This is a genomic window from Desulfopila sp. IMCC35008, from assembly GCF_010646885.2.
Classification (GTDB): domain Bacteria; phylum Desulfobacterota; class Desulfobulbia; order Desulfobulbales; family Desulfocapsaceae; genus Desulfopila.
Window position 1 is genome coordinate 211,208 of sequence record NZ_CP050700.1, and the last position, 12,293, is coordinate 223,500.

Annotated in this window: 11 protein-coding genes; 6 read left to right on the plus strand and 5 right to left on the minus strand. The window is 44.2% G+C overall.

From position 1 onward, the window contains the following. Positions 1 to 124 precede the first annotated feature (124 nt). Positions 125 to 2,707, minus strand: coding sequence for a PAS domain-containing sensor histidine kinase (locus tag GA520_RS00945; protein ID WP_163337155.1), 2,583 nt, complete (start codon positions 2,705 to 2,707; stop codon positions 125 to 127). 25 nt (positions 2,708 to 2,732) lie between these two features. Further along, a complete protein-coding gene (locus GA520_RS00950; protein ID WP_163337156.1) occupies positions 2,733 to 3,746 on the minus strand; it encodes an ABC transporter substrate-binding protein in 1,014 nt (337 codons plus the stop codon). A gap of 871 nt (positions 3,747 to 4,617) precedes the next feature. Here GA520_RS00950 and GA520_RS00955 point away from each other — a divergent pair. Beyond that, entirely contained in the window at positions 4,618 to 6,117 is a 1,500-nt protein-coding gene (locus GA520_RS00955) for a serine hydrolase (RefSeq protein WP_163337157.1), read from the plus strand. Positions 6,118 to 6,231: 114 nt separating this feature from the next. Beyond that, positions 6,232 to 6,900, plus strand: coding sequence for a hypothetical protein (locus GA520_RS00960; RefSeq protein ID WP_163336946.1), 669 nt, complete (start codon positions 6,232 to 6,234; stop codon positions 6,898 to 6,900). Positions 6,901 to 7,384: 484 nt separating this feature from the next. On the opposite strand, the gene GA520_RS00965 is transcribed toward GA520_RS00960, so the two are convergent. After that, the gene (locus GA520_RS00965; RefSeq protein ID WP_163337158.1) at positions 7,385 to 7,597 is read right to left on the minus strand and encodes a hypothetical protein; all 213 of its coding nucleotides are present in this window, start codon (positions 7,595 to 7,597) and stop codon (positions 7,385 to 7,387) included. A 275-nt stretch (positions 7,598 to 7,872) separates the two neighbouring features. Between GA520_RS00965 and GA520_RS00970 the strand changes: the two genes are divergently transcribed. From GA520_RS00970 to GA520_RS00985, 4 genes are all read left to right on the plus strand, one after another. Further along, positions 7,873 to 8,676 (plus strand): ABC transporter substrate-binding protein, encoded by an 804-nt coding sequence (locus GA520_RS00970; protein WP_163337159.1) that lies wholly within the window; start codon positions 7,873 to 7,875, stop codon positions 8,674 to 8,676. A 12-nt stretch (positions 8,677 to 8,688) separates the two neighbouring features. Beyond that, a complete protein-coding gene (locus GA520_RS00975) occupies positions 8,689 to 9,021 on the plus strand; it encodes a hypothetical protein (RefSeq protein WP_163337160.1) in 333 nt (110 codons plus the stop codon). Positions 9,022 to 9,437: 416 nt separating this feature from the next. Continuing rightward, positions 9,438 to 10,625 (plus strand): hypothetical protein, encoded by a 1,188-nt coding sequence (locus GA520_RS00980; protein WP_163337161.1) that lies wholly within the window; start codon positions 9,438 to 9,440, stop codon positions 10,623 to 10,625. 135 nt (positions 10,626 to 10,760) lie between these two features. Further along, positions 10,761 to 11,045 carry an integration host factor subunit alpha gene (locus tag GA520_RS00985; protein WP_163337162.1) on the plus strand — a complete coding sequence of 95 codons (285 nt, stop codon included), beginning with the start codon at positions 10,761 to 10,763 and terminating at the stop codon, positions 11,043 to 11,045. Between the two features lie 353 nt (positions 11,046 to 11,398). On the opposite strand, the gene GA520_RS27005 is transcribed toward GA520_RS00985, so the two are convergent. Both GA520_RS27005 and GA520_RS00990 read right to left on the minus strand, forming a co-directional pair. Next, positions 11,399 to 11,629, minus strand: coding sequence for a zinc ribbon domain-containing protein (locus GA520_RS27005; RefSeq protein ID WP_163337163.1), 231 nt, complete (start codon positions 11,627 to 11,629; stop codon positions 11,399 to 11,401). 163 nt (positions 11,630 to 11,792) lie between these two features. Then, entirely contained in the window at positions 11,793 to 12,188 is a 396-nt protein-coding gene (locus GA520_RS00990; RefSeq protein ID WP_163337164.1) for a DUF423 domain-containing protein, read from the minus strand. Between the last annotated feature and the right edge of the window lie 105 nt (positions 12,189 to 12,293).

Sequence of the window (12,293 nt, forward strand, 5' to 3'; positions counted from 1 at the left end):
CACCTTTTGTTTGGTACTGAATTAAATTTTCACACCTTCGACGTTGCAATCTTAATGGTGGAATTTGTCGCGTACTCAATGAGTTCGTGGGAGGATAACAACCGTTTATTTTTTGCTCGACACATCATGAGTTATCCAACACTTTTCGAATCAACACTGCAATATCCTTCTTCGAGAGTGGCTTCAATGCAAATTCTTTAATGCCCATAGACTTAGCTTTTTCCTCTGAGATTGTTGTAGAGTAGCCAGTACAAAGGATGATAGGAATATCAGGCCTGATATGTATCATTCTCCTGGCAATATCAGCACCAGTCATACCCGGCATTGTCTGGTCTGTAATAACAAGATCAAACAGCTCAGGCTGGTTCCGAAAGGTTTCAAGAGCTTCAATGCTATTGTTTCTAACCGTAACATGGTAACCAAGTCTTTCAAGCATGCTCTTGCCCATTTCGGCCAGTATCTCCTCATCGTCTATGAAAAGGATCCGCTCCCTGCCCACTGGAGTCGGTTTAGCGTCTTCGATTTCAGGTAGCAGTTCTTTCTCAATAACAGGTATAAACACATGGAAAGCAGTACCTTCTCCCGGTTCACTGTAAAGCGATATAAATCCTCCATAGCTTTTTACTATGCCATGAACAATTGCAAGTCCCATTCCAGTACCCTTCCCAGGCTCTTTGGTTGTAAAATAGGGATCAAAAATGTTTTTCTTGATTTCTGGTGGGATTCCCGAGCCGGAGTCACTGATTGATAGCTGAACAAAAGTACCAGCTTCGACATCTGGTTCATGAACAAGATCTTCAATACTGAGAGTTACTTCTTTTAATGAAATGCCGAGTTTGCCTCCTGTCTCTTCAATGGCATGGAATGCATTGGTGCATAGATTCATTAGTATTTGATGGATCTGGGTCGGGTCTGCTAAGATCAGGCCTGTTGCTGGAGGAATATCTTGATTAATCTCAATCGTGGTTGGCAGTGAAGGGCGTAGCATTTTAATAGCATCTTTCACGACACTTACAGGTTGCAGGGTGATTCTCTCCATTTCATTTTGACGACTAAAAGAAAGTATTTGCTGCACGAGATCTTTTGCTCTGTTGCCTGCCTCCAATACTTTATCTAAATCTTTGGCTACAGTTGATTCAGGTTGGCTGTCATCCTTTGCCATTTCAGCATAACCGAGAATCGCCGCTAAAATATTGTTAAAATCATGAGCTATGCCACCTGCAAGGGTACCGATCGCTTCCATTTTTTGTGCTTGCTGGAGACGCCTTTCCAGTTGTATCTTTTCTTTTTCAATCTGCTTTCGTTCTGTGATGTCACTGAATATCACTCCTATACCATCACCAACTTTAAAAGCTTTTAACTCAATATATTTATCACCAGTCAGAGGATGCTGTGTTAAATCTGTAACGTGATAAGGCTCACCAGTTTCCATTACCTTCTTATAGGAGTCATATTGAGACGTTTCTTGAATATTTGGAATTACTTCGATCAGATTCTTACCAATAACATTTTTCCTTTTAAGCCCAGTTATTTCAAAAGCTGCTTTATTCATCTCAAGGTGATAGAAATCCGAATCAAATAAGATAAATCCATCAGTCGCCGAGTCCATAAATGTAGCCAGTCTTTCCTTAGTCTCACGTAGTACTTCTTCCACCTGTTTACGCTCCGTAACATCCCTTGTGACCCCTCCGACGCCGAGGATATGACCATCATTGTCTTTAAAAAAGTGTGCATTTGTTGATGCCCACCAAACAGATCCATTTTTTCGTTTTATTTGAGTTTCATACTCAGTGACAAAGCCATCTTTTTGCAATATTGCTAAAACAATCTTTCTCTCTTCAGGGTTTACATAAAGCTCCTCCATTTTCATTCCAATTAATTCTTCTACTGTGTAACCGGAAATCCTTTGGACTGATGGAGAAATAAAGACAATCCTGCCTTCAGTATCTGTTCTATAATGTAAATCAGGGGAGCTATCGATTAGGTCCCTATATTTCTCCTCACTTTTTATTAATTCTCCGTCGGCTACTTTTAGTTTTTGGTGAGCTGCTTCAATCATTTGTTTCCCCGTAATTGCTCGATTCAGTAACCAGCTTAAAAAACCACCAATGGCTAGAATGACCGGCAACAGAACTGAGGCAAAAAGGAGGTGAAAAACAAGAGCATCAATGTTGGTTTTTATTTTTTGAATTGACTCTTTGTCGTAAGTATTTTTGAGGCTTTCAAGGGTTACTATGGCACTTAGAAACCTCGGATTTTCCAAGTCCAAAAGATTGTTCAATTCAACGGTATCAAGATGCTGGTTTTCAGGTGCGCTAAGGATTTGGTATGTTTGTTGAAGCAAGGCAACGAACTCATCCAAAGTTTTTATAGCATAAACTGACTCAATTTTTTCGAACTGTATTCTCAGTGGGACATATGCTTTCTGGATTTCTTCAATATTTTCCCTAAGGATGAAGAGTTGTTGAGACTTTCTATTTATCAGGTATTCCTTAACATTATGAATGAACCCACCAAGACCCAAAGCCCGTTGGAATTCTCTGAAATTTTGTTCAAGCTCTCGGTTTTTCTGAAAAAGAGACACTTCCGATGAACGTAAATCTTGTAAGTCATTTACAATGCGTAATCCATAGAAAAACGTTGCCAAGGTTAGGGCCAGCGACACTGCAACGATGACATAGGATAAATATCGCTTTAAAGAGAACATATGCATCCTAAAATCCACTCATTCGTCACCAAATGATATTTTTACCGGCAATTAATAATAGATGGGAAGGCACAGTTACCCCGAGTTGCTCAGCTGTATTCATATTGAGGTAAAGATTGAAGTTTTCCGGTGTAGAGATCAACAGCGTACCAACATCAACCCCTTTGAAAATTTGCTCTGCCATTTTGACAACCTCCAGAGCAGCACCCTGAGTATCGTAAAGAACAGTCATCAGAGCACCCAACTCTACTGAATTTGCAGTATGTCCATGAATGAGAGGAATCCCGGAGTCAAGGGATGATTTCGTAAACCAGTCTATTTCTGACAAAGGGTCAGCAACTTGCCATAAGAAATCAACCTTGCCCTTTATAGATTCAAGTGCGTTTACAAAATTCTTGCGCATCGCCGGATTACCATTAGGCACTCCTTCATAAGGGATCTGATGTACAACAAACTTAAATTTTCCTGACAGGGCAGCGATTTTTTCCAGTTTTGCAATATCACCTATCCCAGATGGATAATCCGTGCAGACAACTCCAAACCTTACGATTGGCCCTTTAGGAGAGTGAGCGAGTAGGCGCATCACCATTTCAAGCTTTGTCTCTCGCCGCTGAGTAAACACAACCCCGCTGACATTCGTTCCACTAGCCACATCTAAGCTTTGAACAATACCTGCACCAACTGGATCAGCGACGACACAAAACAGGATTGGAATATTGGTTCCAGCCAAAGTTTCCACAGCAGCTTGAGTTGCTAAGGTCGCCAGAGTGATGACCAGTTGAGGACGCTGCTTAGCAACTGATGTGCTTAGAAGAGTTGCGGCTAGCTCCTTGCTACCCTCTGCCTCCAGTATTTCCAGGTCGAAGTTTTCACCAGCCACATATCCATGCTGCTTAAAGGTGTCTACAATTGCTCGAGAATGTTCAACCACAACGGGGACTGGCATGGTATTAATGAGAATAACCTTACGTTTATCAGCCAAGGCTATGGTTGCGGCAAGTGAGTAAAAAAATAAAAAAGAAAATAACAGATATTTCATATTTATATCTCTTCAGAGATTAGCAAATCTCAAACAGGTATCAAATCTTGGAATTTTCATAGTGTATTCATTATATCTTAAATAACGTTTAATAGTGTCCTAAATCTGCAAAAATGTGTTGAGAGATTTTTACGACAATAAAGATCTCTCAATAACCACCAATGGTGGGCGCATCTCTGATAAAATCCCTACTACGCCTAGTACTGTTTATCAAAGGAAAGATTGTCCAACGGGAATTGTTTATTGAATCGTATCAATGACATTGAGCTGCTTTGCAGAATCCATGCGACAAAAAATCGTTGCGGAGTCACGTCGTCAGGACCCGAGCGTTATTTTTTCATGATTTGAAAAAGAAGATACAAGCAGAGTATACGTAAGGTCAGCAACTTATCCTTGAATTTAATATTGCCGATACGAAGATAATCAATCTTGCATTTTGCTACAACGATAGGTGTTTCCTGAAGGTTGCGCGGAACCTATCCATCGCACTTGAAGAGACTTGAGCTGGCAATGTCAACCATTTAAGAATATGTGAAATTTTATATAGTTCCTGTTTATCTTCGATTTGAGGGGCAGGACGCTCTGCTGGTGGTTTTTTGTAAATAAACAGGAATAACCTCAAGTTGAAGGGAAAATACAGAATTGTTACCTTCGGCTTGGCAATGTTAACCTCGCAGATCAGTTGCCGAAATTATCTGATCTTTGGTAATGTTAAGTCAGCAGTCGCTCTATTTCTAGACGAATTCAGACATATAGGCAGCGACAAAAAATAACGTTGCATTTGGTTATAGTTCATTAATGGAAAGCCCGATAAAATAGATAGTTAGAAACTCAAATTTGATAAACACAATTATTAAAAAGGAGAAGAACGATGAAAAGAAGCATAGCACTATTTTTTATGGTGATAGTCGCGTCATTTGCTTCAGTACAACCGGCGCTTGCACAGAAAAACCAACAGTTCATGACAAAGGAGAAGGGCCAAGCGACCTTTGATGCGGTCGTCGCCGAAGCTGCTGAACTGATCAAGGAACTGCGCATCCCGGGGCTTGCTGTCGGTGTCACCCATGGACCCAACGCCTACAGCGCCGGCCTCGGTGTCACCAAGGTAGGCACCGACGAGGCCGTTACCCCTGATACGCAATTTCAAATTGGCTCTGTGACAAAAACCTTCCTTTCGACGGTGGCCATGCAGCAGTCCGAACAGGGCATTCTGGATTTGAACGCGCGTGTCGTCGACCTCCTGCCGTGGTTCAGGGTCGCGGATCCCGAGGCGACTTCGAAAGCGCGGGTCGTCGACCTGTTCCACCATCGCGCTGGCTGGTATGGCGACCATGGGTTCTTGCCCGTTCCTCCGGGTGGATCGATATCCGAGAAGGTCATGCTCCAGGGGGCTTACATCCAGCAGATCTATCCGTTCGATCAAACCTGGATGTACAACAACACCAGTATCACCTTCGCTACCCATGTGGTGTCGCATGTCGGCGGAAAGCCGATCGAGACCCTGATCGAAGAGAACCTGTTCGCCCCGCTCGGCATGGATGCGTCATCCTTTAATTACGACGCCACCCCTCCGGCTGAAAATTACGCATGGGGTCATCCGCCGATCTACGGGGAAGGCAAGATCAGTGATCTCAAGCCGTACTACATTCCGTTGATTAGGGAGTCCGCAGCCTCCGGCGCAATCCGGTCTACGGTTACCGACATGCTGAAATACGCCCGCTTTCAGCTGGACGGCAAGGACGCCTCCGGGAACCAGCTGCTGTCGGAAGAAGCACTGGACTATGCCCACGCTCCGGCAGTCGAGGCTGAGACCGGCGACTTTACCGGACTGACATGGTTCGTCCACGACTACGACGGGGTCATTAGCCCCAGCCACGGCGGGAATTGGCCCGGCACTCGTTCTTTTCTGCAGCTGATCCCGGATCACGACTTTGCCGTGGTGGTTTTGGTCCACAGCGATCGCGGAGCTGAGGCCTACAAGAAAGTTGCGAACGCAATGGTCAAAGCCTTCACGAAAATCGAGGCCAACTCTCCGGTCGCAGCGGGCGTTGATCCGTCTGTGCTCGACCCCTTCGTCGGCGTCTTCAAGGGTAATTCCCAAAACATCGAGATCCGGAAAGAGGGCGACAAATATGTGTTTGTCCAGTTTTCCGCATTGACCAAGGGAGCGGATCCCGCACCTGCGAATTTGGAGAACACAGCCGAGGGCTGGTTTATCATCACCGAAGGGCCGAATAAGGGAGCTCTTGGCGAATTGCTCAAAGATCCGTCTGGCGCACTCAACTACGTGCGTTTCAACCACCGGATCTTTATTCGCGGCGACGGGGCGGTCGACGAGTTCGACCTCTCCGGATCGGTATTCGACAAATAACCGGGTAGGCAGAGGATATATCAATTCACGCCTGCAACAGTCGCCGACGCAGGTGCTCATGAGCAATGTGAATATCTTTGACGGAAAAACCAAAACACTCCATAAGGACATGGAGTGTTTTGGTGGAAGGATAAACAAATCACCGAAGATAAGAAAGCTCCGGAAGGAGCAGAGGTTATTGAAGGCAATGGAAAAACCTTAATGCCAGGGCTGATCGACACAAACCAGCATCTCAACCAAGGCGGTCTGTCATTAGCCGACCAGTTCACCAATCTTTATTACAACGGGAACGCAAGGAAATTAAAAAAAGGAACGATGGAAAAGGGTGTAAAAAATTCCGCAGGCATGAATAAGCATACCGGTATAGCCATAGCGTTAACTGCCATATTGACAATTTTACTTATTTTTATCGTCCAACATCCTCATCAAACAATCTTATATATCCCTCTTGGGATTGTTTTATTGGGAGTTTTTATATTCCTCTTGATTGCAATTCCAAAGGAACAACGCATTGAAATTAATAAACTTGGAATTCAATTTTTATCTTTAGCTCCAAAGGGACAATGCAAGACAATATTTTGGAAAGAAATTAAAGATGTCATTGTTCGAAGCAACTCAAATGGAGATGAAATTGTTGTCCAAATCTATAAATATGGATCGACTGGTATCAAACCTGAAGAGTATTTTGAAAAGTATATTGATGCAGGAAAATACGGGTATAAAACTAACGAATTGTATGAGGTAATAGAAAAACAACTACGTGCTTTTCGAAATCAATCTTGACCGATAACACGGCATAATCGAGCGTGACACGGTATAGCCCAAAGTGATTAAAATAAGATGTATCAGGCCGGTAAAGACCACTTTTCCGGCCTTTTTCATGTCCTTTTTAAGAATCAAAACTTATATGATTTGATTCATTTTCGGTATTACATGTCGTGTCCAGCGGTTACGACCCCCCTTCAAGATGTCAAATGGCAGCTCGATTTTAGCTTGTTTTTGTTAGGCATCGTGAAAGATAGTGCGGTGCTATCTTGCATCCAACCTCGCGGCCACACTTTTTGCATATGATTATAAGAGGAAGTTATATGTGTGTTATCCGGTTAACTCGATACTCTGTAATATTTTCAGGATATAAAGCAGAAAACGAGATAACTACTTGATTTTACATGAGCAGAATTTCCAACGTTTTGGAGCTATAAGGAAACCAGATAATAACTTGCAAACCTGTGTGAGGTGACATCAGGCATGCCGTTCAGGGCGCCACTCAACGAATCGAGACGGTTACAGGCGTGTATTCAGGGCATACCGGACGAATAGGGTTAACAATCGCCTTGCACCTGAAGAGTGCCCGAGTGGCGATGTTACGGAAATTGCCCGTCGTCACTGTCTTGTGGTGATGTCGGCGTGGTTGCTCTCGCATAAGGGCGGGTTCGCGCTGCTGAAGCAGGGCGTTAACGCGGGTGATACGCGTTAACAAGACCTGTTGTTACCGGAGATGATGATTTTGATCGGGCGTCATGTCTATAGAGTTTTTCAAGAATAAATTTGCACACTTCGACTCCGTTCAGTGTGACGGTCATATTGAGCGGAGTCGAATAGTCAAAAATATGGCAATAATTCTGTCCAGGTACTTATATGGTATTATCTTATAACAGTACAACGAATCGATGAACATGATTAGGAGAAAAGAGCCTCTGTAATGGTCTCTGTTGTCTTCATGGCATGTCATCGTCGAACAGGAGGAAGAATGCCATGATGCGAAAGAAACTGATGATCACGAGTCTGATGATGGTGTGCTGTCTGAGTTGGCATCAGGCGTATGCCGAAACGCTCCACATGCTCAGTCCCTATTATTGCCCACTGGTGTGTGATCCGGAGCAGGCAGATGGTAGAGAAGGTTTTGTCGTGGATATCCTTACGCGGATTTTTGAACCAGCAGGCTATGCATTTGAGATTAAGTTTGTGCCCTATGCCAGACTCGTCGCTTTGGTGAATGATGGTGAGTATCAAGATGGTGTTCTTCTTGGGGGATCCCCTCATATGTCGGACTTAATCCTTCCGAAGCGAACCATCGCCCCCCAAAGAGGTGTCTTTTTGGTGAGAGCCGGAAATTCGTGGAGGTATCAGGGATTGGAATCACTGAAACCCATCCGCCTCGGCTTTGTACTGGGCTATTCAACGATGAATGAAGACATTGATGCCTATCTTGCAACGGCTGAAGATCCTGCTGTCCAGTTTATCACTGGAGAAAATTCCTTCAAACGCAATCTGCTCAAGTTGCTGGCTGATCGGATAAATGTCCTCCTTGAGGCGAATTTTACGGCGTTCTATCAGTTGAATAGCATGAGAGAGACTGAGCAGGTCGAGATTGCGGGACACACCTCACCAGTGTTTCATAACACTCCGGGGTTTTCTCCAAAACATCCCCAGGCTCAGGAGTTTGCCAGAATGGTGGAGGTAGGGCTTGTCACATTACGAAAAAACGGGGAACTGGCGCAGATATTGAGCTCCTATGGGATACAACTCTGGTCAGAGGAGATCGAACTGAGGGAATAGACCATCCTGATTATGCCTTTCAGTCCCTCCCCCTGTGGGGCAAAGAAGCCTGGAAACGAGACTGAGAAGCTTGAGACGGTACATCGACGAATCGACGTGACAATACCCATTCTGGTTTGGGTGATATGCTATGAATCAAGGGGTGAACAGGTAAGAGGATCGAGACAACAGGACGATCGGGCGTTAACAATGCTGCTGCAACCGACATTTGCCCGCGTGCCGTTGTTGAGTTGGTTGCGAATTCAAGGTTTTGTGCTGTCGGTCAAGTTGGTTGCCCGCTGTGAAGGGCGGGCAAAGGCGGCTGAGCAGCGGCGTCAGCAGTCAAAGATCAACAATAAATATTAAATCAATCAGCATAAGGATACCTATGGATATAGGATTGATTCTTTAAGAAAAAATCACCGAAAAGGTAATCGATTCAGTAGTTGGTGTATACACCATTGGAAAAAAAGATCGTGATAAAATTCCAGACATTTCAAGAGACAACATATCTAAGGGTTTAACATTACAAACTAAAAAGGCACAAAATTTCTGCCAGACAATATCATTGTTTAAAAGTGCTGAAATCAAAGATATAGATAGTGCCACCGTCGAACTTCTTATAGAGAATCAATGTAGGCACTTTTATAATGACTCAAATGATACAAAATTAGTTTCCGAATCAGACATTTTATATGATAAATTCAATCATTATTAAATCATCAACACAGTAATGTGTTTTGAGTACGTTTAGCTCAAGAATCGCATTCTAAATCATAGCAATGCAATTACTCCAGGCAAAGGTAAGATGTCTCAAAGAAGTAGAGGATTCAGGATGGTTCAAGCCCGGGCGAAAAATAACTCTTCTCACCGGTCCTCGGAAGGGAGTCATTAGCCAAATCCTGAAAGGGTTGGAGGCTCTGAACCCTCTTTATGAGATAGAACGGATAAACCCTTTTGCCGATCACCCCCAAACCTGGCAGCAAGGGTATTATCGCCGGCAGGTGGTTCGTGAAAAAAAGACTGCAGTTACCGCAGTTTTTTCATCCAATCCGGAGCTCGTAAAGGCACTGTCCCTGCTTGATGAGTCACTTATTGAAACAGATAGGATCGAGATGGGGAGACGACTTGATTACAGTCGTTGGGTCTCTTTTGTCGAAATTTCAGCATCCGCAAGATGGAGTGATATTTCCGATAGGATACGTGTCTTAAGAGGTGAGCTTAATGACAATGTCGGCTCAGCGAGTTCGACAAGTGATGCGTTTATCGAGAGTTGCAGGCAGGCTGACAGGATCAAGGGCCCACTGGCCCGAAAATGTAGGGAATGGCTGGTAAGGCATTCGCAGCAGTGGACTGGTGAACATTACAACCTTTTTCGGGAGTGTATACACGAAGTTAATTTGCATGAACGCTTTAAACTCGCTAACCGGTTCGTAAAGGAATATCTTCCCCCGATTGTTTATATAGGACCAGAGCTACTCCTCAGGAAAGTGTATAAATATGCTGATTTAGCAGATGCGGACCAGTCTGGAAAAGATCCAATAGTCCTGTTGCTGAATCGTATTTACAAACGGTTTCATCTTGTTCAGCCAACCAGGGAAATACTTGATCGACTGAACAGCAGAATTCAGGAGATTGCTTCAAGAGAGATATATAGAATGTCCGGAATGATGTTGATGTTTGAGGAAGAGAGCTTTTCGCACGGCTATTCCACGAAGGTGAAGAGCCCGCTAGATAACCGCCTGATGTACATCAGGTTGGTTTGCTTCCTGGCTGAAATTCTGTGGTCCCGCCCCCCTGTTCTGCTTCTTGACGGATATGATAAGGAACTCCCGGACACGGGTAGAAGGGAGATGGCCTGTTTTGTGTCAGCCATTGCGGAAACCACTCAGGTTCTCTTGCATCCGGATAAACATGAATGGAGTCCCGAATATACCGATATAAAAACGCTCCAGATCCTTGCTGAATGAACAATTGATGAGTCCTTTCGATGCATTGGCCTTCTTTGTTTACCGAATATTTACTAGAACAATGGACCATATCGCTGCTATGCTCCCTTAACGTTTATCGTTCGGATAATTTAATAAATATGGAGCGGTTGTATCATGAAATTGACAAAAGCGGTTCTTATTGAGGCTGTCTACAGAAAGCACGAAAATTTAACCCAAAGACAAGCGACCGAAGCTGTGGAGTCTTTACTCAGGCTTGCAAAGGATGCACTGATTGATGGGAATAAGCTCTTATTAAGCGGATTTGGCAAATTTTCTATTCAGGACAAAAAGCCCCGCCGTGGTCGTAATCCTCAGACTGGTGATGATCTTATCCTTGAATCACGAAGAATAGTGACTTTTAAGTCTTCCGGAAAACTGAGGAAGATAGTTAATGGGTAGTTCCTGCTAGATTTACGAAGCCCTACCCTGCAAACGACCAGGAAGAAAGAAGGCAGAGCCTGTATAGACTCTGCCTTCCTCTCTCACAGCACTCTCAACTGTGAGGCCTGCACCGGTGGGGTGCTGTCTGCCATATCAACACTCTTGTATCATTATCGGTCATTTACGATGAAATGTATTGGCCTTTCGCGCCATTTGACAGGCACTTGACGCCATAAAAAACTCGTCCAGAAACCTGATCAACATATTTTTGTCTATTTTGTTTAAAGTGGGCAGGGAGAAGTTTGCCTGAGCATGCCTATTCTGGTCGGGGGATAAAAGTGATTAACGAATCCAAGGTGTATAATTGGAAACTATTTTGGGAGAAAAAAATGAGCTATGCGGCTCATGATTTTGTATGGCAGCTCGAAGATAGTTGTGAATAGCCCCGGAGGTGCAGCGCTTTGTCTGGCACCTCCGAGCTTGAAGTCGGAATGAAACTTTTTGCCGCATGAAGGGCACGACATAAGCATCCCCCCGATATGTTTTGGGATACGTAATCGCTGGCCACATTCCGGGCATTTTTTTTCTGTGTATTCAGTCATGTTTTATACGATATACGAGGACTTTCCAGTAACCATAATAGTACCCTCTCTGAGGAGATATATCCTGCACTTCAACCTGTGGCTTTGAAATATCCACGTCTCGATTCGCAAAATACCCGTGCTTACCATATCATACGTGACGTAAATACAAAAGAAAGTCGTCTCAGTTGGTGAGGGTGGTGGAGGGGGGAGCGAGTTTGGATCCCGCTACTACCATTGCCAGCCATCCCGTGAGAAAAAATACCCCTCCCAGTGGGGTAATATAACCCGCTGAAATACCACTAAACGCCATGAAATAAAGACTTCCGGAAAAGCAGAATATTCCACCGATAAAACAGCACCCTGCAACAGCCAGTACTTTCCGTTGCCCCTGCCAGACATCAAGAGAAATGGCGACTGCTATGAGGGCCAGGCTGTGATAAAATTGGTAGCGTGTTGCCTTGGCCACCCAGACGTGAGCTAACTCGCCGAGACTGCTTGTTTCGTGGCCGGTTGCGGCGCCAATTGCTACTGACAGGCCGGCAAGAAGACTGCCGATAATAAAGAAAAAACGCTGCATACCTTGTGTCTCCACTATTCTATTTTGTTTGATTTCTTATGAAGATATACTCCTAAAGGCCTCTTCTTCACAAGGGAATCCGTCGTCCTGCAGGATATAGACGTG